Here is a 20,442-nt window from a genome sequence, read left to right as displayed (position 1 = left end):
CGTGCGCGCAAGCGAGTAGGTTCTCGGGCATGGCCGAGCCGTTCGCATGGGTGCCCGCAGGAATCAACACGGACGTGCCCAGCGCGGCACGCGTCTACGACTTCCTGCTGGGAGGTGGCCACAACTTCGCCTCCGACCGCATGGTCGGCGAGAAGGTGCTGCACGTCCTGCGCGACGGCCGCGCCATCGCCTCGTCGAACCGCTCGTTCATGCGCCGGGCCGTCCTGATGATGATGGAGCAGGGCATCACCCAGTTCCTCGACCTCGGCTCCGGCATCCCGACCGTCGGCAACGTCCACGAGATCGTGCAACAGGAAAACCCGGACGCACGGGTCGTGTACGTCGACTACGACGAGGTGGCCGTCTCCCACAGCCAGCTCATCCTCGAGGACAACCCCAACGCCGGCGTCGTCCAGGCGGACATGTGCCGCCCCGACGACGTCCTGTCCGACCCGGTCGTCAAGAGCCTGATCGACCTCACCAGGCCCGTGGGCCTGCTCATGGTCGCCGTCCTGCACTTCGTGTCCGACGAGAAGGGCCCGGCCGACGTCGTGGCCCGCTACCGCGACGCGATGCCGGCAGGCAGCCTCATCGCCCTCTCCCACCTCACCGCCGACTTCAAGCCGGAGGAGATGGGCGCCGTCGTCGACGCCATGCAGCACAGCCGCGACCCCATGTACTTCCGCGCCCTGACCGAGTTCGAGCCCATGTTCGCCGGCTTGGAGGTCCTCCAGCCGGGCGTCGTCTCGGCGCCGCAGTGGCACCCGGAACTCGGCCCGGCCGGAGAAGGCGGTCCTGCCGACGTCTACGTGGGCATCGGCCGCAAGGTCTAGCGGAAGCGCCAGGCCTGCGCGGCGGATCCGTTGCAGGTCCAGATGTTCAGGCGGGTGCCGGGCGTCGTGGAGGCGTTCGGGTTGTCCAGGCACAGGCCCGACCGCGGGTTCTGCACGGAGCCGTCCGCCCGCACGCGCCACTGCTGCGCGCCCGTGCCGTTGCACTCCCAGAGCTGGACGATCGTGCCGGGGGTCGTGCCGCTGTTGCTGACGTCCAGGCACTTGCCGGAGATGGCGATGGTGCCGTCGGCGACGACGCGCCACCTCTGGGCGTAGGAGTTGTTGCACGTCCAGGTCTGGACCGGGTTGCCGTTGGCGGTGCCGCCGGCGTTGTTGTCCAGGCAGAGGGCGGGGTTCGCGGCGAGTTCGACGGTGCCGGTGCCGGACGGGAGGCGTTCGGCGGGCAGGGCCGGGGTGTTGCGGTGGTAGAAGTCGACGGCCAGGTAGTTCGGGGTCTTGCGGGCGGCCGGCTCGCAGAAGCGCTGGGCCCGGTTGACGGCCTTGGAGTTGTCGGTGGCGACCGTGTTCTCCATCGGGACGTCGCGGAAGTGGTTCATCACGAAGAGCGGGCGGAAGTTGGCTTCCGTCGCGGTCAGGGGCTTCTCGCCCCAGCGGGAGTAGCAGGACCAGTCGGAGCCGCCGACTCCTGCGCCCATGGACCAGTAGTTCTCGACGGTCCAGTCCCTCTGGTAGAGGACGCCCGAGTTCTCGCGGCCGTCGCGGCCGTGGTCGGTGAAGATGAGCAAACGCTTGCCAGTCGCCCTCATCTGGGACAACGTCGGCCAGCCGTTCTCCCGGACGCCCTCGGCCCGGAAGAGGACGTCGTTCAGGCCGTTCACGCGGGAGAGCTCGGACCGCAGGACGTCGGCTGAGACGTAGTCCTCCAGGAAGACCGTGACGATCTCGGTCGGGCGGGACTTCAGGAAGTCGACGATGCGCTGGATGTCGACGTTCAGGGCCACCGGGCGGCTGACGGCCGTGCAGCTGTTGTGGCAGAGGATGGCGCCGTCGGGGGTCTGGTGGATGTCGAGCATGAAGCCGCGGACGCCGTCGTTGAGCTGCTGCACGATGCCGCGCGACTGGTTCGGGGCGATGTTGGCGAACATGAAGCCGCCGTCGACGCCGTTCGCGTAGGCGTTGTGCGAGGTCAGGAACGTCATCTCGTCCAGCCGCGGGTCGGCGGGGACGGGGACGCGGACCGGGTTGACCGGGGTCAGGAACCACGTGTCGTTGCCGGTGCCGACGCGGACCTGGTCGGTGCCGGACGCGATCAGGTAGCGGTCGGCGCCGGGGTCCTTGAAGCGGTACCTGTCCTGGTCGTCGAGGAGGCCGACCCACTGGGCGTCGGGGCTCGCGCAGCTGACCATCTGGGCGGTGTCGCCGCTGCGGCCGAGGCACTGGCCGCCTTCGGAGAGGGTGCTGCCGTTCCACGAGAACTGCTGGCGGTCCTCGTTGCCCTTGGGGCGGTGTTGCTGGACGGCGGTGCCGGAGACGGCCGCGTTCTGGCCGGTCACGGCGCTTTGCAGGTAGTAGTCGCCATTGGGGGCGGCGGCTGCGTCCACCGGGACGAGCAGCAGCGACAACAGCGCGAGTGCAGGGATGATGCGCATGGGGTGAAGGCTCGCTCATGGACGTGAACATGAAAAGGATTCACACCGAAATCCGTCCGAACCGAGACATCGGTGAGCCGGGCCACAGAAGTCGATGCAGCGGATCGGGTCGCGGGAGGGGTTTCCCACTCCGCAAGCGACCGCGAACGAGAAGGGGGCGGCGTGGGGTTCGACCAGTTCGTCGCTGATCGGCTGGACCGGCTGTTGGGGTACGCCACGGCCATCACCTGCGACAAACACCTGGCGCAGGACATCGTGCAGAACGTGCTCATGCGCGCGCAGGGCAAGTGGGAACGCATCGGGGCGATGGACGCGCCCTATCTCTACGTGAAGCGCATGGTGACCAACGACTACCTGTCGTGGCGTCGCCGCAGGGCCGCGAGAGAGATAGCCGTCGAACGCGCGGAGCTCGCGAAGCACGTGCCGTCGGCGGCCGACCCGGCCGTCGCGCACGCCGAACGTGACGCCATGCGCGCGCGGATCGCCGTGCTGCCGCGCAAGCAACGTGCCGCGTTGGTGCTCAGGTACTACGAGGACTGCTCCGACGCCGAGATCGCACAGGTGCTCGGGTGCGCGGAATCGACCGTGCGCAGCCAACTCTCTCGCGCGCTCCAGACGTTGCGCACCCACGAACTCGCCCGTTCCGCCACCCTGGGGGTGCAAGCATGAACGACCTGATCCGTCAGGCCATCGAGGCCGAAGCCGGGGAGCGCGTCGACTCCCGGACGGTGCTCGCGAACCTGCACAAGCGCAAGAAGAAGCCGCTCGGCCTGATCATCGGCGTCGCCACGCTGACGGCCGCCGCCGCAGCAGCCGCCGTCATCATCCCGACGACGATCAAGAAGACCGACGCCGCACCGGCCGCGAGCACGCCGGAACCGCAGAACGTGCTGCTCATCGGCACCGACGAGTGGCACCAGACCGACTCGCTCGTGCTCGCGCGCTCCGAGGGCGACGGGTCCACCACGGTCATCTCGCTGCCCCGCGACATCTACGTGGGCTCGGGCCCCGACCGGATCAACAGCCTGTACATGCAGGACCCGCGCCGGCTCACCGACGCCGTCGAGCAGATCACCGGCGAGAGGATCGACCACTGGGCCGCGATCAACATGACCGCGTTCGGGCAGGTCGCGGCCGCCATCGGCGGGGTCGAGGTGTGCCTGAAGGCCCCGGCGAAGGACCAGTACAGCGGCATCGACCTGCCCGCCGGCAAGCAGCAGATCTCCGGTGACCAGGCGCTCGCGTTCCTGCGGCAGCGGCACGGCCTGCCGAACGGAGACCTGGACCGGGTGAAGCGGCAGCAGGCCTTCCTCGCCGGGCTCGCCGCGAAGCTCGGCGGAGACGAGGCACGGATCCTGGCCCGCGAGGTCAAGGGGACGATCCAGGTGGACGAGGGCTTCGACGTGGTCGAGTTCGCGGCGCGGTTCCAGGGGCCGCTGAAGATCCGGACGGCGACAATGGTGGTGTCCGGACCGGTCGAGCGCGACACCGTCCTCGGGTACTCGGTCGACCCGGCTCAGGCGAAGCGGTTCGTCGAGAAGCAGTTCGGCGGCGAGGCACCCGTGCAGGACGGCTGCGTCGACTGACGATCACTCGGATGGAGCATCAAGTCGCCCTTCTGCGCAGCCGATGACCTGCATGTAGCGCGAGAAACGGCCGCTACGATCAATTCGTGCGCGAACCACTTGAACGTGACTCCGAGATCGCGCACATTCGTGAAGCTCTCGACGCAGCCACCCGTGGTGAGGGTCGCGTCGTCGTCATCGAGGGCCGTGCGGGCATCGGCAAGACCCGGCTCGTGCACGAGTGCCGCGAGCTGGCCAAGGAGCGCGGGTTCGGCAGGCTCCAGGCGGTGGGCGACGCCCTGGAGAGCGCCATGGCGTGGGGCGTCGTCCGGCAGATGGTCGAACGGTCGGTGTCGCGGTACTCCGGCGAGGTCCGCGAGAAGATCCTGGCAGGGCCGTCCGGGGCTGCGCTGAAGGCGTTGGACGACGCCGCGCTCGACCCGAGCCAGGCCGAACTGGCCCGCACGTTGCACTCGCTGTGGTGGGTCGCGGTGGACCTCTCGTCCACCCGGCCGCTGCTGATCACGGTGGACGACGCGCACTGGGCGGACCACTCGTCGCTGCAGTTCCTCGTCTACCTGTCGCGCCGGATCGCGGACCTGCCGATCGCGCTGGTCGTCGCGACGAGACCGCCGCTCGACAACTTCGGACCGCTCGCGCAGCTCAGCGTGTCCGCCGACCGGTTGCTGCCGCGCCCGCTCACGGCGGACGCGCTCGGCGAACTGGTCGGCGGGCACCCCGAGGTGATCACCGCGCTGCACGCGGCGAGCGGCGGAAACCCCTTTCTCTCCGGGGTTCTGGTCGACGAGCTCGACGCGCTCGGCCTGCCGCTCGACGACGCGGCGACGGCCGAGAAGGTCGGCTCGCTCGGCCCCAGCACCGTCTTCCGCGCCACGCTCGGGCGGCTGCCGGCCGAGGCGGTCGCGCTCGCCGGCGCGGTCGCCGTGCTCGGCACGCACGCGGACCCGTGGCAGGCGGCGGAACTGGCCGAGGTCACCGGCCTCCCGGCGGCCGTCGAGGCGCTCACCGCGGCCAACGTCCTGCTCTCCGGCGAGCAGTTGGAGTTCGCGCATCCCGTTGTGCGAGAAGCGGTTCTGACGAACCTGGGGCCGATCGCGCGGGCTTCGCTGCACGCCGGGGCGGCTCGGAAGTTGCAGGAGTCCCACGCTCCGGCTGACCGGATCGCCGCGCACCTCGTGCACGCTCCCAAAGGGACACTCCCGAACGCCGCCGAGGTGCTCAGGAAGGCCGCGGCGGCGTTGCTCGCGGCCGGCGATGCCCGCACGGCGGCAGGACATCTGACCCGAGCCGTCGACGAGAAGCCCGCCGACGCGGGACTTCGTGCCGAACTCGGCCGCGCGCTGCTGCGCGTCGGCGACGCGGTCAACGCACACCGGCACCTCAAGGCGGCGGCCCAAGGCCTGCCGGACGCCGAACTCGTGGCGGCAGCGGCCTCGGCCACGGCCGCGCTCGAAGGCCCGGCAGCGGCCATCGCCGAACTCACCGAGGCCATCGACGCACGGCCCGATGGCGAGTCACGGCTGCACCTCGAAGCACGGCTCGCGGTGTTCCGCTCGTTCCTCCCCGACCAACGCCAGACCGCGTCCACGCACCTCAGCGCGTACGCGGGCCTCGCCGGCAGCACTCCGGACGAACGCACGCTCCTAGGACTCTTGGCCCAGATGGGCCGCTATGAGGTGTGGCCGCACGATGAGGTCGCCACGACCGCAACGCGCGCGCTCGCGAACGGTGCCTACCTCGACGACGCGACGGGCAGCACGGACGCGATGGTCGCCTGGCTGGTGGCGTTGCTCGCGCTGATGGCCGCGGACGGCGTCGACACGGCACGGCACGAGATCGACCGCGCGAGGCTGAAGGTCCGCGCCCACGGCTCGCCGATCGAGTTCGCGATGGTGGCGAACGCGTCGCTCTTCCTGAACTGGCGCTGCGGCGACATGCGGGCCGTCGAGGCGGAGGCCGAGGGCGCGCTGGCCGCCGTCGCGCACGAGGACCCGGTGGCCGAGGTGATCAGCCTCCGCGCCACCTCGACGCACTTCGCCGTCTACGCGGCCCTCGAACGAGGCGACGTCACGGCCGCGAAGGCGTTCACGACGGCGTTCGACAGCAGGCACGCCGACGCCCGCCTGACCATGCCGATGATCTGGCTGCACGAGGTGCGCGCGCTCACCGCGTTGGCCGAGGGCGACCCGAGGCGCGCCATGTCCGAGGCCTACCGCCAGCGCGACGCGATGCACCAGGTGCACGTGGACCCGCCGACGATCCCGTGGCGTGCCCCGGCGACGAGGGCCGCGCTCCTGCTCGACCAGCACGAGCTCGCCGAAGAGCTGGCCGCCGAACAACTCGAGATCGCCAGGAGGTGGGGCGCGGCGACCGAGCTCGGCGCGGCCCGGCGCCTGCTCGCCCACGCCCGCCCGGACGAGCGGCTGGCCCTGCTCACCGAGTCGGTCAGCACCCTCGAAGACTCCCCCTCACGCCTGGAGCTCACCCGCTCGCTCGTCGACCTGGGCGAGGCGCTCAGGGTGGCGAGGAGGAGGTCGGACGCCCGCGAGCCGTTGCACAAGGCCATCGAACTGGCGGAGACGTGCGGCTCCAGCGTCCTGCAGACCCGCGCCTCCGAGGCGTTGGAAGCGCTCGGCGACCGGCCGCGCAGGCAGGTCGTGCTGGGGGCGGAGGCGCTCACGGCGTCCGAACGCAGGGTGGCCGACCTGGCGGCGGCGGGCAGGGCGAACCGGGAGATCGCGCAGGAGCTGTTCGTGACCCCGAAGACCGTCGAGAACCACCTCGGCCGCATCTACACGAAGCTCGGCATCGCAGGTCGCAGGGACCTCTCCCGCGTGCTCGCCTGAGACAGAGCGACGTGGGGGTGTCCCTGATACACCCAACTTTCGCGCCTGAACGTTGAGGGCCGTCCCCTCATGCCCTTGGGGGTTCCTCCCGGCGAATCTTGTGTCACCGCAGGGGAACAACTCGAAGGGGACACCGAAATGATCCGCAACGCTCTCATCGCCGCCGCCGCTCTGACCGCCATCGTCGCCCCGGCCGCCCACGCCGGCCCGGTCATCGGCACGCCCGCCCCGTGCGTCGGCGCCTCCGACCTCGTCGGACCGCAGTTCAACGTCAAGAAGTGCGGCGTAAGCGACGTGGACCAGCACCGCGCCGGCCTGGAGAGCAACGGCGGCGCGTACTGCGGCCCGGCCTCCCTCTACAACGTCCTGCACTACTGGGGCCACGAGAAGAACGCCCCGGTCGGCTGGCTGACCACCAAGGTCGGCAACCTCGACCCCAAGAACCCGGCCGACTTCAGCGTCATCACGAACTCGATCTGGCGCATCGGCGTGGACGCGAAGTACGACGGCGGCACCAACCTCACGAACCTCCGCAAGGCGTGGGACATCGCCACCAAGCCCGCCCGCGACGCCGGGTGGACCACCTCCGCGGGTGTCGTGAGCACCAACAACGTCAGCGACTTCGGCGGCGAGCTCGCGAAGAAGCTCAACGAGGGCCCGATCCAGCTGGTGTACGGCCGCTACAAGGCGGGCCCCACGACCGGGTCGTTGCAGCGCAGCGGCGGTCACATCGTCACGGTCGTGTCGGCCACCGGGTCGTTCAACGGCAACACCATCCAGCTCAAGCTCGCCGACCCCGGCCGTGCGGGCGACAGCGGCCAGGGCGACTACCTCTACACCCAGTCCGCCTACGAGTCACTCGACGTGACGCTGACGAAGAAGGTCCTCAACGAGTACGTGCCGGTCAAGGACGACGAGAACACCCGTGAGGACGAGTCGCAGCAGCCCGGCACCTACCGCACGGTGACGCGCTGGGAGCTCACCGGCCCACGCTACGTCAGCGACACGACCCGGCAGATGGTCGAGGGCTTCAACTGGTTCGACATGGCCAAGTAACTGCTTGAGGCAGCTTGGGGCCGCGCTCTTCAGGGGCGCGGCCCTTTCGCCATAGCCTGGGTCGCATGCCCAGCCGCGATCGGGAACGCACCCGCCGCCGGTTGCTGGACGCCGCGTTCGTCGAGTTCGCCGCCTACGGGATCGCCGGGGCGCGGATGGAACGCATCGCCCGCATCGCCCGGTGTTCCGCGGGTCTCGCCTACACCTACTACGGCGGCAAGGACGAGCTGTTCGACGCCGTGCAGTCCGAGGTGGTGCACGCGTCGTCGGTGGAGTTCGACGCCCTCGACCTGCCGGGCTACGCGGCCCGGCTCTACGACCTGCAGCACCAGCACCCCGAGCTCGCCCGGCTCGCCACCTGGCAACGGCTGGAGCGGCGCGGGGCGGTGAGCAGGGCCGCGGACGTCGAGGCGATCCGGTCGGCGCAGGAACGGGGGCTGGTGTCGACCCGGTTCGCCGCCGAGCAGGTCTTGCAGCTCGTCCAAGCGATCGCGTCGATGTGGGCGTCGGCGCCGTCGAGCTCGGACCACGTGGTGCGGAGGCAGACCGTCGAGGACGCGGTGCGCAGGCTCGTGGAGCCCTGAACGAGGGTTAACGTGGAGGTATGCGTGTTCTCGTGGTCGCCGCTCCCCTCCTCGGTCACGTCTTCCCGGTGATGCCGCTCGCGCTGGCGTTGCGCGACGCGGGCCACGAGGTCGTCGTCGCCACGGGCGGTGAGGCGCTGCGGGTCGGCGACTCGGGGCTGCCGGTCGAGGACGTCGTGCCGGCGAACGTCCGGTTCGGACCGATCGCGTTGCGCATCATGCTGACGCATCCGTTGGTGGCCAAGAGGGAGCTGCGCGGCAGCGGGCGGCTGGACTTCGTGTCGCGGCTGTTCGGGGCGGTCGGGGACGCGATGACGGCGCCGTTGCGCGCGCTCGCGGAGCGGTGGCGGCCGGACGTCGTGGTGCACGAACCGCTGGCCGCCGCCGGGTCCGCGCTGGGCGTGCCGTCGGTGGTGCACGACGTGTCGTTGTTCGACGGGCTGGAGCTGACGGCGGCGGCCGGCGCCCGGATGAAGGCCGAAGTGCGTTCTCCCGCAACGGTTCTGCGCACGGCGCCGGCGTCGCTCGCGGAGTTCGCCGGTGGTGAGCCGATGCGGTTCGTGCCGTACAGCGGGGACGGCGAGGTGCCGGACTGGCTGGCCGGGCCGTCCGGGAGGCCGCGCATCCTGGTCAGTCGCAGCACCGCGCCCGGTCCCGGGGCCGGGCGGATGATGGCGGCCGTCGTGCAGGCGGCCGAACGGGTCGACGCCGAGTTCGTGCTGGTGCGTGCCGACCGGACCACCGGGCTGCCGGACAACGTGCGGACCGTCGGGTGGGTGCCGATCCCGCGGGTGCTGCCGTTCTGCGACGGCATCGTGCACCACGGCGGCGCCGGGACGTTGCTCGGCGCGCTCGCGGCCGGGGTGCCGCAGCTCGTCGAGCCGGGGCCGGGTGACCGGACCGTGCACGCGACGGCGATCACCGGGCGCGGGGCGGGGCTGCGGGCCGAGCCGCGCGAGGTGACGCCGGACCTGCTGACCGCGCTCATCGAGGACGCGAGGCTCCAGCGGGCGTCCGGCGAGGTCCGCGCCGAGATCGCCGCCATGCCCTCACCCGCCGATGTCGCCGATCGGTGGGAAAGTGTCCTGCATCGGGGTCAAGATTTACGCGAATGACTCCCGATTCATTCGGCGAGCACCTAATGTGTCCGCGTGCGCATTCTCTTTTCGAGCCTGGGCTCGCACGGACACGTGTATCCGATACTTCCGCTCGCGATCGCCGCCCGCGAGCAGGGGCACGACGTTCTCTACGCCGTCGACGGAGGATTCCACGCGACGGTGGAAAAGCTCGGTCTGACGGTGGTCGACGCGGGCATCAGCATCTGGGACGCGTTCCGCCAGGCGAACGAGCTGCACGGCACGGGCGAGTTCCGGCGCGACATGCTGCGCCAGACGGCCGTCGACGCGTTCGGATCGGTGCTGCCCAGGGCGTTCGTGAACGATCTGGAGCCGGTGCTCGAGCGGGACAAGCCGGACCTCGTCGTCTTCGAGCTCATCAACCCCGGCGCGGGCCTCGCGGCCATGCGCGCGGGCATCCCGGCGGTCTGCCACGGATTCGGCAAGATGGACGGCGAGCTCGTTCCGGAAGCAATGAGCGACCTCCTTCTGGAGTACGTCGCCGAACTCGGCATCACCTTGCCGAATGGGCATCATTACGGACTCGGATCGCCTTATCTGGACGTCTTCCCGCCGTCTTTGCAGGATCTGGACTTTCTTTCGGATGTGGATCGCATTCCGATGCGACCCGTTCCGTTCGCGGAACCGGGCGAATTGCCCGATTGGGTCGTGGCGCACGAGAAGCCGCTCGTCTACCTCACGTTCGGCACGGCGTTCTCGAACCCGGACGTGCTGAAGACCGCCGTCGCGGGCCTCTCCGGCCTCGACGCCGAGGTGCTCGTCGCGACCGGGCCGCAGGTCGACCCGTCCGCGCTGACCGACGTCCCGGGCAACGTGCACGTGCTGCCGTGGGTGCCCCAGGCTGATCTGCTCGCGCACGCGGATCTCGTGGTGCACCACGGCGGCGCCGGCACCACGGTCGCCGCGATGACGAACGGCCTGACGCAGCTCGTCCTGCCGCAGGGCGCCGACCAGTTCCGCAACGCCGACATCGTGCGGGACACCCGGCTGGGCGACCGGCTCGTCGGCGAGGAGTTCACTTCGGACGCACTGCACGAGATGGCGCGGAAGTTGTTGCGGGACAACGACGTTCAGGCGGCGAACGCCACGATCAAGGCGGAGATCGCCGCCATGCCGTCCCCCGGCGAGGTCGTGCCGAAGCTGGTCGACCTGGCCGGGTGAGCACCGCGGAACCGGTGTCTACTCCGTGGGCACCGGTTTCAACGCCGACAGCGCCTCGTCGACGGAGTCGTGCAGGCGGAGGACGTCGGCGACGCCCGTGACCTGCAGCGGTCTCCGCACGGCCCGCTGCGGCGCGACGACGTGCAGGTTCTTGTGCTGCTGCTCGGCGAGTTCGTGTGCCGTGATCAGCGTCGAGATGCCCGTCGAGCCGAAGAAGCTGACCAGCGTGAGATCGGCGACGAGGGCAGGACCCGAGGTCGCGAGGCCGAGCCGAACGGCGTCCAGCACAACATCGGCCGTGTCGACGTCGATCTCCCCCTCCACCGCGATGACCACCACTCCGGCCACTTCCGTGGCACGTGCTGTGAGCAGCGGCGCTTCCTGGAACTCTTCTTCGTTCACCAGCACTCCCCGGTGGCCGAAGCGCACGAGACTCGGACTCCGAGCACGCTGTTGAACCCGGCTGCGTCCCCGACGTTACGGCCGTTGCTTGCCTCCCACAACCTACCTGGCGGCGTAGCGGAAGGTGCGCGAACGTCCGACCACGAACGGTCGGGCCTGGTCGAACACCTCTTCGTGCTGTCGCTCGACGCCGAGTTCCGGCGAGATGAGCTTGAGCAGGTGCGTGGCGCCGGTGCCGAGCGCGCCACCGAGCGGGAGGAGGCCGAAGAAGATGTCGGTGCTGGAGTTCTCGGCGGTCTGGAGCGCCGCTTGGAGCGCTTCCAAGGGCACGTCCTCCAGGAGGACGTTGTCTCCCTGGTAGGCGTGCGGGGGAAGCGGCTTCCCGGCCGCCTGCGCGAACGGCCTGACGCCGAACTCCTCCTTCAGGGTGGGCGCGACGCGGAGGTGGCCGATGTCGAACGGCCTGGTGCTCGCGAAGGTGACGCGCACGACGTCGCCGAGGGTGGTGAACGCCGGGGTGACGTGGTCCGGCAGGTCCCAGGTGTGGAACGCCTCCAAGACCTGCGCCGCGTGCTCGGCCGCGAAGAAGAGCTCACCGGCGTGGACGTCGCGGATCGGCAGCAGCTCGAACTCCAGCGCGGTGACGACCTCGCCGACCTTCGCGGTCCTGGTCACGCGGTCGCTCGCGAAGCCGAACTCCCTGGCCAGCACGCTGAACCCGCCGCCGAGGGTGTAGCCGACGACCCCGACGTCGCTCGCGTCGCCGCTCAGCGGGGCGAGGCCGTGCGGTGCCGCCTGCTCGATCACCTGCTGCCAGACCGCGCCCGCCTCGACCCTGGCGGTCCTGGTGTTCGCGTCGATCTCGACCTTGTTCAGGCGCTTCGTCGAGATCAGGACGCCCGTGGTGGCCGTGGTCAGGCCGTGACCGGTGGTCTGGATCGCGTACTCGAGGCCGTGGTCCTCGGCGTACCGGACCGCGTCCTCGACGTCTTGGACGCTCTCCACGGCGAAGACCACCTGGGGTTCGTGGCGGAGTCCGGTCTGGAAGCCGCTGCGTTCCTCGTCGTAGCCGGCGTCGCCGGGGTAGAAGATCTGCATGACTCCAGGGTGGTTGAGCTGTGGGTATATGTCCAAGATCTAGTTGTGCTGCCCCCTATAATCATTGGTTATGGAGCTTCGGCAGCTGGAGTACTTCGTGGCGGTCGCGGAGTCGGGGTCGTTCACGCGGGCGGCGGAACGGGTGCACGTCGCGCAGCCGGGGGTGAGCGCGCAGATCCGCCGGCTGGAGCGGGAGCTCGGGCACGACCTGCTGGATCGGTCTGGACGGAGCGTGACGCTGACGGACGTGGGTGCGGCGGTGCTGCCGCTGGCGCGGGCCGCGCTGGGGTCGGTGGAGTCCGCGCGGCGGACCGTGGAGGAGATGGCCGGCCTGGTGCGCGGGTCCGTGCGCGTCGGGATGGTCGTGTCGTGCGGGATCATGGACCTGCCCGAGCTGCTCGCCGCGTTCCACACCTCGTTCCCCGCCGTGGAGATCACGTTGGCGGAGGCCAACTCCGACGCTTTGATCTCGTCTCTTGTGGACGGTTCGCTGGACTTCGCCCTGGTCGGGTACGCGGGTGCCGCACCTGACGGGCTGGCCGTCCGAGTGCTGGCCGATGAACCCCTGGTGGCGGCCGTCTGCGCGGCGGATCCCTGGCACGGCAGGGAGTCCGTGCCGCTGGACGAGCTGCTGGAACGCGGGTTGATCAGCCTGCCGCCGGGAACGGGGTTGCGCGGGGCGTTGGACGCGGCCTGTGGCACGCGTCGGCCGCGGATCGCGTTCGAGGCGTCCGCGCCGCCGATGGTGGTGACGCTGGCGGAGCGCGGGCTCGGCCCGGCGATCCTGGCCGAGTCGATGGCAGGCGACCTGCACCCCGTGCGGATCACCGATCCCGTGCCGCACAGCAGGCTCGCGTTCGCGTGGCGTGCGACCGGCCCGCACAGCCCGGCCGCGCGTGCGTTGATCAGGCTCGCGGAAAATGGGATGACAGCGGTCTAGACCGCCTGTCACGATCACCGCATGTTCCTGACGGCTGAGCTGCACACGCACGCGGGTGTTCCCGCGGGCGCGCTCGCCGTTGCCTCGGTGCAGCTGAACGGCGCCCGACTCTGACCCTTCTCCAGTCCTCTCCTTCAGGACCGCTGGAGGAGGGTCGGAGCGGTCCATCGGTTCTGAGCCACCGGTTTCGCCTTCGAGGAACAGAGAGATGAAGCAGGAGTTCGTGCGCGCCAAGCCGCACCTCAACATCGGCACCATGGGGCACGTCGACCACGGCAAGACCACGCTGACCGCGGCCATCACCAAGGTCCTGTCCGAAAAGGACCCTTCGGGCACGACCTTCACGGCGTTCGACCGGATCGACCGGGCGCCGGAGGAGCTGGCCCGCGGCATCACGATCAACATCGCGCACGTCGAGTACGAGACGCCCACGCGGCACTACGCGCACGTCGACATGCCCGGCCACGCCGACTACGTGAAGAACATGATCACGGGGGCGGCGCAGCTGGACGGCGCGATCCTCGTGGTGTCCGCGGAGGACGGCACGATGCCGCAGACGCGTGAGCACGTCGTGCTCGCCCACCGGGTGGGCGTGCCGTACGTGGTGGTGGCGTTGAACAAGGCCGACACGGTGACCGACCCGGAGCTGCTCGACCTGGTGGAGCTGGAGATCCGCGACCTGCTCTCCCAGTACGGCTTCGACGGCGACGCCACGCCGGTCGTCCGCGTGTCCGGCCTGCGCGCGTTGCAGGGCGACCCGGAGTGGACGCAGTCGGTCGTCGACCTGCTCGACGCCGTGGACACGCACGTCCCGGTGCCCGAGCGGGACGTGACCGGCCCGTTCCTGATGCCGATCGAGAACGTGCTGACCATCACCGGCCGCGGCACCGTCGTGACCGGCGCGGTCGAACGCGGCGTGCTCGGCCTCGGCGACGCGGTCGAGGTGCTCGGCCTCGGTGACGCGGTGACCTCGGTCGCCACCGGCATCGAGACGTTCGGCAAGCCCATGCGGCAGGCGCAGGCGGGAGACAACGCCGCGATCCTGCTGCGCGGTGTTCGTCGTGGCGACGTCCGGCGCGGCCAGGTCCTGGCCCTGCCGGGCAGCGTCGCGCCGCACACCAGGTTCCGCGCGTCGGTGTACCTGCTCTCGCACGCCGAGGGCGGCAGGCACACCGGTATCGCGTCGAACTACCGCCCGCAGTTCCACTTCCGCACCGGCGACGTCGTCGGCGTGGTGGAGCTCGACAGGACGCTGGCCCTGCCAGGAGACACCGTCGAGGTCACCGTGGAGCTGGGCAAGGCGGTGGCGATGGACATCGGACTGGGCTTCGCGATCCGCGAGGGCGGCAAGACCGTGGGTGCCGGCACGGTCGGCGAGATCCTCGCCTGAGCGCGGTGACCACGGACCTCCGCCGGTCGCTTTGAGCGGCCAGGTGGGCGCATCGCGGCGCCGCCCCGCATCCTCATGTTGGAAACATGGGGGTGCGGGGGCGGTGTCGCGAGGTGCCCCGCTGGGTGCCCGAAGCGGCCGGTGGAGATCGTGGTCACCGCGCTGGCGGTCGACGGCCCGAGAAGGTGGTCGCGTCGCCACGAAGAGCGCGGCGGGATGCTTGTCCCGCCGCGCTCTTCACTGCACGGTGAGCATGGCGCGGAGTTCCGCGTTGTCGAAGGTGGGAACGGAGCGGGCGAGGTACAGCTCGTCGAGCGGCCGCACGAGCTCGAAGAACTCGCGGGCCGCCGTGGCAGGCAAGGCGTGAAGTGCCTGCTTCAGCACCGCTCGGTTCCAGTCCGCCGACCCGTCCTCGCAGCAGGGACACCCCGAGCCGAGTTCGTGGCGGGCGATGGGGCTGAGCGGGCCGTGCACGAAACGGCTCCAGTGGGCGAGCGCGCGGGCGACGGCACCGGGATCGAGGCGCTTGCGCTCGAACGTGGAGACGGCGCGGGACGTGGCCGCGGACACCCTGGCCACCTGCGGGATCGGCTTGCCGGTCCGCTGTGCGCGGACGGGACGCCTACGCGGCATGGCCCTTTCGGTCGGTCATGACCACGATCCTAGCTGTCAGTCGTCGAGCAGCGGCACGACTTCCTTGGCCCAGAACTCGAAGAACTCCTGCTGCCGCGGCCCGATCTGCTGCACGTGCACCTCGTCGAACCCGGCCTCGGCGAACTCCCGCACCTTCTCCGCGTACTTCTCCGGGTCGGGTCCGCACGGGATCGCGTCGCCGATCATCTCCGGCGTCACCAACTGCGAAGCCTGCTCGAAGTGCCGGGGCGTCGGCAGCACCTGGGCCAGTTCGCCCGGCAGACCGTCGTTGGGCCACAAGCGGTGCGCGGTCGCGACGCCCTCCTCGACCGTCGGCGCCCAGCACACCTTCAGGCCGCTCTGCGCCGGTCCGCGCCCGCCCTCGGCGCGGTACTGCGACACGAGATCCCCGGCCGGGCCCACCGACACGTAGCCGTCGCCGCAGCGGGCGGCCAAACGAACTGCCTTCGGGCCGAACGCCGAGACGTAGATCGGCACCGGGCGTTCGGGGACGGTGTAGAGGCGGGCGTTCTCGACGGTGTAGTGCTTGCCGTGGTGGGTGACCTCGTCGCCCTGGTGGAGTGTGCGGATCAGGCCGATGGCCTCCTCCAGCATCTCCAGGCGCACGTCGGCGGACGGCCAGTGGTCGCCCAGCACGTGTTCGTTCAGGGCCTCGCCGCTGCCGACGCCGAGGACGAAGCGGCCTTCGGTCTGGACGGCGGCGGTGGCGGCCGCCTGGGCGATGACGGCCGGGTGGATGCGGACGGTCGGGCACGTCACGGCCGTGGTGATCGGCAACGTGACGGCCTCCGACAGGGCGCCGATCGTGCCCCAGACGAACGGGGACTGGCCCTGCTCGTCGTTCCACGGGTGGTAGTGGTCGGAGATCCACAATGACTCGAAGCCGTGGTCTGAGGCCATGCGGGCGTTCTGGACGAGCTCGCGCGGCCCGTGTTCTTCGGAGGAGAGGAAATATCCGGTGATCACGGCAGCAACTCCTGGATCTTGGTCTTGAGGCCGCGCGTCATGAGGTCCCAGGCGTCCGGGTCTCCGCGCAGCACGGCCTCGGTCATGTCCTTGATCTGCTCGAACGTCGCGTGCGGCGGGATCGGCGGCACGTTCGGGTCGCAGCGCACGTCGAGAACGGTCGAGCCGTCGAACGCGAGCGCGGTCTCCCAGGCGGTGCTCAAGGAAGCGGGGTCGTTGACCTCGATGCCCTGCAGGCCGATCGAGCGGGCGAACGCGGCGTAGGAGATGTCCGGAAGTGTTTGCGACTCCTCGAACTTCGGTGCGCCGCCCATCGCGCGCAACTCCCACGTGACCTGGTTGAGGTCGTTGTTGTGGAAGACGCACACGACGCAACGCACGCCGTATCTGCGTAGTGTCAACAGCTCCGCCATGCCGTTCATCTGCATCGCGCCGTCGCCGACCAACGCGATCAACGGCCGATCGGGCTGCGCGAAGGAAGCGCCCAGGGCGTACGGAACGGCGCAGCCCATCGTGGCCAGCGTGCCGGACAACGACGACCGCACCCCGCCGCGGATCTTGAGCAACCGCGCGTACCAGTTCGTCGCCGAGCCGGAGTCCGCGGTGACGATCGCGTTGTGCGGCAGGCGTTTCGAGAGCTCGGAGACGATCCGCATCGGGTTGACCGGGTCGGCTGGCACCTGCGCCTGCCGTTCCACGACCTCCCACCACCGCGAGACGTTGTCCTCGATCGTCGAACGCCACGAGCGGTCTTCCTTGCGCTCCAGCAACGGGATCAGCGTGCGCAGGGTCGCGCCCGCGTCGCCGACCAGGTTCACCTCGGTCGGGTAGCGCATGCCGATCGCCCGCCCGTCGAGGTCGATCTGCACCCCGCGCGCGGTGCCGAACTTGGGCAGGAACTGCGAGTACGGGAAGTTCGAGCCGATGATCAGCAACCGGTCGCAGTCGCGCATCATCTCGTACGACGGCCGGGTGCCGAGCAGGCCGATCGAGCCCGTCACGTACGGCAGGTCGTCGGGCAGCACGTCCTTGCCCAGCAACGCCTTCGCGACGCCGGCGCCCAGGATCTCCGCAGCCGCGCGCACCTCGTCGGCGGCCTCGCGGGCACCCTGGCCGATCAGGATCGCGACCTTCTCGCCGCTGTTGAGCACCTCGGCCGCGCGCTCCACCTCCTCCAGGGCGGGCACCACGGACGAGACCGGCCGGGACGGCGGGCTCGACGGGATGTACTTGAACTCGTGCTTCGGCGCCGCGTACTCCTGCTCCTGCACGTCGTTCGGGATGATCAGCACGGCAGGCGCGCGGTCGGCCGCCGCCGTGCGCATCGCCCGGTCCAGCGCGTTCGGCAGCTGCTCCGGCACCGTCACGTCGACCAGGTAGGAGGCGACGTCGCGGAACAACGAGTGCAGGTCGACCTCCTGCTGGTAGCTGCCGCCCTGCGCGGTGCGGGCGGTCTGGCCGACGATGGCGACGACCGGCACGTGGTCGAGCTTCGCGTCGTACAGGCCGTTCAGCAGGTGGATCGCGCCCGGCCCGGACGTCGCGAGGCACACGCCGACGTCGCCGCTGAACTTCGCGAAGCCCACGGCGGCGAACGCGGCCATCTCCTCGTGCCGCGTCTGGATGAACTTCGGGTCGTTGTCGGCCTTGCCGAAGGCCGCGACGATCCCGTTGATGCCGTCGCCGGGGTAGGCGAACACCTGGCGGACGCCCCAGTCGCGCAGGCGTTGGACGACGAAGTCCCCGACGGTCATCAGGAGTTCCCTTCCAGCACGTAGACCGTGTAGGCGGAGCGGATGATCGGCTGCGCGACGTTGCGCACGCGCACGCCGCCGGGCGTCATGCCCTGCTCGGTGCCGAAGTGCGCGTGGCCGTGCACGGCGAGGTGCGTGCCGGTGGCGTCGATCGCCTCGCCGAGCAGGTACGAGCCGAGGAACGGGTAGATCTCCGGTGGTTCACCGCGCAACGTGTCCGGCACGGGCGCGTAGTGTGTCAGCGCCACCTTGATGTCGGTGTCCAGTTCGGACAGTGCACCCCGCAGGTTCTCCGCGATCTCGCAGGTGTGCTGGATGAACGCCTTCATCTCGCGCTCGCCGAACGCGCTCCCGCACTTGCCGGCGAAGCCGCCGCCGAACCCCTTCACGCCCGCGATGCCGATCGAGCACCCGTTCGCCCGATGGGTGAACGTGGTGCCCTCCAACACGTGGATGCCCTTGTCCTGCAACGTCTTGGTGACTTCGAGAGGCTTGTCGTCGTGGTGGTCGTGGTTGCCCAGCACCGCGACGACGGGCACCGGCAGGTCAGCGAACTCGTCCGCGACGACCTCGGCCTCGGCGACGGTCCCGTGCCGGGTGAGGTCACCGGCCAGCAGCAGGACGTCCGCGTGCTCGCCGACCTTCTCGAGCGCCGGCCGGAGGTGCCCGCGCATGTCCTCGCCGAGGTGGATGTCCCCGACCGCAGCAACACGGATCATCGCAGGTCCTCCTCACCCTCCGGCTCGCCCGCAGGTGTCACGCGCACGTCGTTGAAGATCGTCAGCTCGGGGGCGGCCTCGTGCAGGACCTCCTCCAGCGCGGCACGGCGGTCCGCGCACGCCACGTCGCCGGAGAGCATCACGTGGTCACCGCGCACGGTGACCCGGACGCCCAGCTCGGCGGTCCGCGGGTCCTCGGCCACCGCCCTACGCAGATTTGCCGCCAGGTACTGCTCGGAACTCATGGCCCCTCCCGATGATGTCGAGACGTTCGATGAGCATCAGAAACGCTTCGGCGTAAGGAGACTTCTTGGTCTCCTCGCGCACCTGCTCCCAGTCGATCTGTTCGCGCAGCGCCCGTGCGAACGGCAGCAGCTCGCTGAAGTCGCACCGGTGGCCGTCCAGCACGAGGAGCTTGCTGCTCAGCACGAACGTCGCCGGCATGACCGGCAGCATCACGGACCCGACCGGCATCTCCTCCGCCATCGCGAGGACCTCGTCGGTCACCGGCCGTTCGTTCGGCCGGAACAGCAGGTCCACCAGCGAGTCGCCGTCGTAGACCTTCAACAGCCAGTCCTCCGGCGGCTCCGCGCCGCGCAGTCCCGCGTCCACCAGCAGCCGTACGGCCTCGTTGACGTCTTCTTCCTTCACCAGGAGATCGACGTCGTGCTCGCTCACGGGACCACCACGCGCATAACCGGCACATCCACCGGTCAGGGCGAACGGGATCTCCGCTCCACGTAAGACCTTGGCGACCTTCGTCAACGTCATCAGCAGTTCGGCCTGCACGTCGCTCATGCACTCCGGGCTACCCGATGGGAGCGGGAGTGAACCTAGGCAAATGAGAAGGCAGGCGGGAAACCGGGCGGGGCGGGGATCTTCAGTCGGTGGCGAGGCGCGCGTGCGTCTCCGTGTCGTAGCGGACGCCGTCGTAGAGCAGCCGCGCCCGTTCCACGCCCTCCACCGCGTACCCGGCCCCCTTCGCGACACGGCAGGAGGCGACGTTGTCCACCCGGTGCGCGAGCTCCAGCCGGAACAGTCCGAGCTCGTCGAACGCGAACTCGCTCACCGCGCGGCACGCCCGCGTCGCGAGCCCGCGACCCCGTGCCTCCTCCAGCACCCAGTAGGAGATCCACCCGGTGAGGTGACGGCGTTCCACGCTCGACACGGCGACGTTGCCGACGGGCACCCCGGATTCCAGCACGGCGAACGAATAGGCGACGTCGTCCTCGCGGCGGGCCGTGAGCAGGGCGATCCAGTCCTCGGCGGCCGCCAGCGAGTCGATCGAGGTGGTGAACTGGCGGCTCATCGCGGACTGGGAGGCCGCGGCGAGGATGATCGGGGCGTCGTCAGGGGTCCAGGACCGCAGCAGGGTGTCCACCTGTCCACCTTCTGAAGAACGCGATCCGGTCGCAACTCAGCGGCCTCGCCGTGCGTCCTAGTGGCAACCGGACATCAGGAGCACCAATGGTCATTTTCGGCTGGCGCACGACGATCGAGCAGCTGCGGATGCTGACGCTGGTCTGCGGGAACTGCCACCACCAGTCGGCGCACAACCTGTTCCGGCGCTACACGAAGCCGACCATCTTCTTCATCCCGCTGTTCACCATCAGCAGCCGGTACGGGCTGCAGTGCACGTTCTGCGGGGTGCAGTACGACATCAGCAAGATGCACGCGCATCAGCTGGTCTGACAGGCCGGGCAGCCG

Annotated in this window: 21 protein-coding genes; 11 read left to right on the top strand and 10 right to left on the bottom strand. The window is 70.0% G+C overall.

Features of this window, described 5'->3' with window-relative positions:
- Positions 1 to 29 precede the first annotated feature (29 nt).
- Positions 30 to 833 carry an SAM-dependent methyltransferase gene (locus ACQEU1_RS32645; RefSeq protein ID WP_433210012.1) on the top strand — a complete coding sequence of 268 codons (804 nt, stop codon included), beginning with the start codon at positions 30 to 32 and terminating at the stop codon, positions 831 to 833.
- On the opposite strand, the gene ACQEU1_RS32640 is transcribed toward ACQEU1_RS32645, so the two are convergent.
- Complete coding sequence (locus tag ACQEU1_RS32640) at positions 830 to 2,443, bottom strand: ricin-type beta-trefoil lectin domain protein (RefSeq protein WP_433210010.1); 1,614 nt, start codon at positions 2,441 to 2,443, stop codon at positions 830 to 832. The two genes, ACQEU1_RS32645 and ACQEU1_RS32640, sit on opposite strands and share 4 nt — an antisense overlap.
- 162 nt (positions 2,444 to 2,605) lie before the next feature.
- Here ACQEU1_RS32640 and ACQEU1_RS32635 point away from each other — a divergent pair, with 162 nt between their 5' ends.
- From ACQEU1_RS32635 to ACQEU1_RS32605, 7 genes are all read left to right on the top strand, one after another.
- Complete coding sequence (locus tag ACQEU1_RS32635) at positions 2,606 to 3,112, top strand: SigE family RNA polymerase sigma factor (RefSeq protein WP_433210008.1); 507 nt, start codon at positions 2,606 to 2,608, stop codon at positions 3,110 to 3,112.
- Positions 3,109 to 4,029, top strand: coding sequence for an LCP family protein (locus ACQEU1_RS32630; protein ID WP_433210006.1), 921 nt, complete (start codon positions 3,109 to 3,111; stop codon positions 4,027 to 4,029). The genes ACQEU1_RS32635 and ACQEU1_RS32630 overlap by 4 nt, the downstream gene beginning before the upstream one ends.
- An 86-nt stretch (positions 4,030 to 4,115) precedes the next feature.
- Positions 4,116 to 6,875 carry an AAA family ATPase gene (locus ACQEU1_RS32625; protein WP_433210004.1) on the top strand — a complete coding sequence of 920 codons (2,760 nt, stop codon included), beginning with the start codon at positions 4,116 to 4,118 and terminating at the stop codon, positions 6,873 to 6,875.
- 138 nt (positions 6,876 to 7,013) lie between these two features.
- Entirely contained in the window at positions 7,014 to 7,931 is a 918-nt protein-coding gene (locus ACQEU1_RS32620) for a hypothetical protein (RefSeq protein WP_433210002.1), read from the top strand.
- Between the two features lie 65 nt (positions 7,932 to 7,996).
- A complete protein-coding gene (locus ACQEU1_RS32615; RefSeq protein ID WP_433210000.1) occupies positions 7,997 to 8,515 on the top strand; it encodes a TetR family transcriptional regulator in 519 nt (172 codons plus the stop codon).
- A gap of 20 nt (positions 8,516 to 8,535) precedes the next feature.
- Positions 8,536 to 9,630, top strand: a complete 1,095-nt coding sequence (locus ACQEU1_RS32610) for a nucleotide disphospho-sugar-binding domain-containing protein (RefSeq protein ID WP_433209998.1) — start codon at positions 8,536 to 8,538, stop codon at positions 9,628 to 9,630.
- Positions 9,631 to 9,666: 36 nt separating this feature from the next.
- On the top strand, positions 9,667 to 10,812 hold the full coding sequence (locus ACQEU1_RS32605) for a glycosyltransferase (RefSeq protein WP_433209996.1): 1,146 nt from the start codon (positions 9,667 to 9,669) through the stop codon (positions 10,810 to 10,812).
- Between the two features lie 18 nt (positions 10,813 to 10,830).
- Here ACQEU1_RS32605 and ACQEU1_RS32600 read toward each other — a convergent pair whose 3' ends face one another.
- Positions 10,831 to 11,214 (bottom strand): STAS domain-containing protein, encoded by a 384-nt coding sequence (locus ACQEU1_RS32600; RefSeq protein WP_433209994.1) that lies wholly within the window; start codon positions 11,212 to 11,214, stop codon positions 10,831 to 10,833.
- Between the two features lie 102 nt (positions 11,215 to 11,316).
- Complete coding sequence (locus tag ACQEU1_RS32595; protein ID WP_433209992.1) at positions 11,317 to 12,312, bottom strand: FAD-binding oxidoreductase; 996 nt, start codon at positions 12,310 to 12,312, stop codon at positions 11,317 to 11,319.
- A 70-nt stretch (positions 12,313 to 12,382) separates the two neighbouring features.
- On the opposite strand from ACQEU1_RS32595, the gene ACQEU1_RS32590 reads away from it, so the two are divergent.
- Together ACQEU1_RS32590 and tuf are read left to right on the top strand one after the other, a co-directional pair.
- Positions 12,383 to 13,252 (top strand): LysR family transcriptional regulator, encoded by an 870-nt coding sequence (locus tag ACQEU1_RS32590; protein ID WP_433209990.1) that lies wholly within the window; start codon positions 12,383 to 12,385, stop codon positions 13,250 to 13,252.
- A 208-nt stretch (positions 13,253 to 13,460) separates the two neighbouring features.
- Positions 13,461 to 14,642: an elongation factor Tu gene (gene tuf / locus ACQEU1_RS32585; protein ID WP_433209988.1), complete on the top strand. Its 1,182-nt coding sequence runs from the start codon at positions 13,461 to 13,463 to the stop codon at positions 14,640 to 14,642.
- Between the two features lie 237 nt (positions 14,643 to 14,879).
- Here the strand turns inward: tuf and ACQEU1_RS32580 are convergent, their stop codons facing one another.
- The 7 genes from ACQEU1_RS32580 to ACQEU1_RS32550 form a co-directional block, all read right to left on the bottom strand.
- Entirely contained in the window at positions 14,880 to 15,275 is a 396-nt protein-coding gene (locus ACQEU1_RS32580; protein ID WP_433209986.1) for a hypothetical protein, read from the bottom strand.
- 36 nt (positions 15,276 to 15,311) lie between these two features.
- The gene (locus tag ACQEU1_RS32575; protein ID WP_433209984.1) at positions 15,312 to 16,262 is read right to left on the bottom strand and encodes a TIGR03557 family F420-dependent LLM class oxidoreductase; all 951 of its coding nucleotides are present in this window, start codon (positions 16,260 to 16,262) and stop codon (positions 15,312 to 15,314) included.
- On the bottom strand, positions 16,259 to 18,016 hold the full coding sequence (locus tag ACQEU1_RS32570; RefSeq protein ID WP_433209982.1) for a thiamine pyrophosphate-requiring protein: 1,758 nt from the start codon (positions 18,014 to 18,016) through the stop codon (positions 16,259 to 16,261). The genes ACQEU1_RS32575 and ACQEU1_RS32570 overlap by 4 nt, the downstream gene beginning before the upstream one ends.
- A complete protein-coding gene (locus ACQEU1_RS32565) occupies positions 18,016 to 18,735 on the bottom strand; it encodes a metallophosphoesterase family protein (protein WP_433209980.1) in 720 nt (239 codons plus the stop codon). Before ACQEU1_RS32565 ends, ACQEU1_RS32570 begins: the two co-directional genes overlap by 1 nt.
- On the bottom strand, positions 18,732 to 18,980 hold the full coding sequence (locus ACQEU1_RS32560) for a BON domain-containing protein (RefSeq protein ID WP_093592439.1): 249 nt from the start codon (positions 18,978 to 18,980) through the stop codon (positions 18,732 to 18,734). Before ACQEU1_RS32560 ends, ACQEU1_RS32565 begins: the two co-directional genes overlap by 4 nt.
- Positions 18,943 to 19,533: a hypothetical protein gene (locus ACQEU1_RS32555; protein ID WP_433209978.1), complete on the bottom strand. Its 591-nt coding sequence runs from the start codon at positions 19,531 to 19,533 to the stop codon at positions 18,943 to 18,945. The genes ACQEU1_RS32560 and ACQEU1_RS32555 overlap by 38 nt, the downstream gene beginning before the upstream one ends.
- Positions 19,534 to 19,615: 82 nt before the next feature.
- Positions 19,616 to 20,116: a GNAT family N-acetyltransferase gene (locus ACQEU1_RS32550; protein ID WP_433209976.1), complete on the bottom strand. Its 501-nt coding sequence runs from the start codon at positions 20,114 to 20,116 to the stop codon at positions 19,616 to 19,618.
- A gap of 86 nt (positions 20,117 to 20,202) precedes the next feature.
- Between ACQEU1_RS32550 and ACQEU1_RS32545 the strand changes: the two genes are divergently transcribed.
- Complete coding sequence (locus tag ACQEU1_RS32545; RefSeq protein WP_433209974.1) at positions 20,203 to 20,427, top strand: zinc-ribbon domain-containing protein; 225 nt, start codon at positions 20,203 to 20,205, stop codon at positions 20,425 to 20,427.
- Positions 20,428 to 20,442: the final 15 nt, after the last annotated feature.

It is taken from the genome of Lentzea sp. CA-135723, from assembly GCF_050936595.1.
In the GTDB taxonomy this organism is placed as follows: Bacteria; Actinomycetota; Actinomycetes; order Mycobacteriales; family Pseudonocardiaceae; genus Lentzea.
Note: the sequence above shows the minus strand (reverse complement) of the source record. Positions and strands in the feature narration are given on the sequence as shown.